The organism is Xenorhabdus innexi (assembly GCF_002632485.1).
In the GTDB taxonomy this organism is placed as follows: Bacteria; Pseudomonadota; Gammaproteobacteria; order Enterobacterales; family Enterobacteriaceae; genus Xenorhabdus; species Xenorhabdus innexi.
This window is the reverse complement of record NZ_NIBU01000243.1, coordinates 1-598: the sequence shown is the minus strand read 5'-3', so window position 1 is coordinate 598 and position 598 is coordinate 1. Positions and strand designations below refer to the sequence as shown.

Annotated in this window: 1 protein-coding gene and 1 pseudogene; one reads left to right on the top strand and one right to left on the bottom strand. The window is 43.1% G+C overall.

What is annotated here, in order from left to right:
- A partial coding sequence (locus Xinn_RS21380) for a ParA family protein (protein WP_422645983.1) occupies positions 1-95 on the bottom strand: 95 nt, incomplete at its 3' end.
- 294 nt (positions 96-389) lie between these two features.
- Here Xinn_RS21380 and Xinn_RS22350 point away from each other — a divergent pair.
- Positions 390-500 (top strand): annotated as a pseudogene (locus tag Xinn_RS22350) (Arm DNA-binding domain-containing protein); the annotation flags it as partial.
- Positions 501-598 lie beyond the last annotated feature (98 nt).

Genomic DNA, 598 nt, shown 5'->3' with positions numbered 1-598 from the left:
CGAAAACCGGCATCGGCAAAAAAGCCGGCCAGATTCGCCGCATGGGTTGATTTGCCTTCGCCCCCTTTGGGGGAAATTATGGGAAGAATTATCATCTTGCACACTCAATAAATTCAATTAGTTAAGTGTACAAATTGTCAAATTAGCAGGGCTTTACATTTTATTAAATTACGATGGGATTGAAAATCCCCGTGTCGGTGGTTCGATTCCGCCTCCGGGCACCACTTCAACTTCCAGTGAAGTCCAGCCCAGTCAAATAATTCATATCAAATCCAGAAAAATCAATCTTCTTATCTATCTCAACGTCCAGTTTCGTCTGTTGCAATCAAGATGCAGCGAAGGGCATAATTCGGGGCACTTACCGTTCGATTATGAGAATGCCCTTAACAATGAAACTTAATGCACGACAAATCGAAACTGCAAAACCCAAAGAAAAAACCTACAAACTTGCCGATGGTGGTGGTCTCTATTTAGAAGTCTCGTCACGTGGCTCAAAATACCCCTCTCTGTCAGCATAGTTGTCACCCTCATTAACAACGCTGATGGAGAAAAAAATGACACGTATTTCACCTGAACGTAAATCTGCCGCACTGGCTAA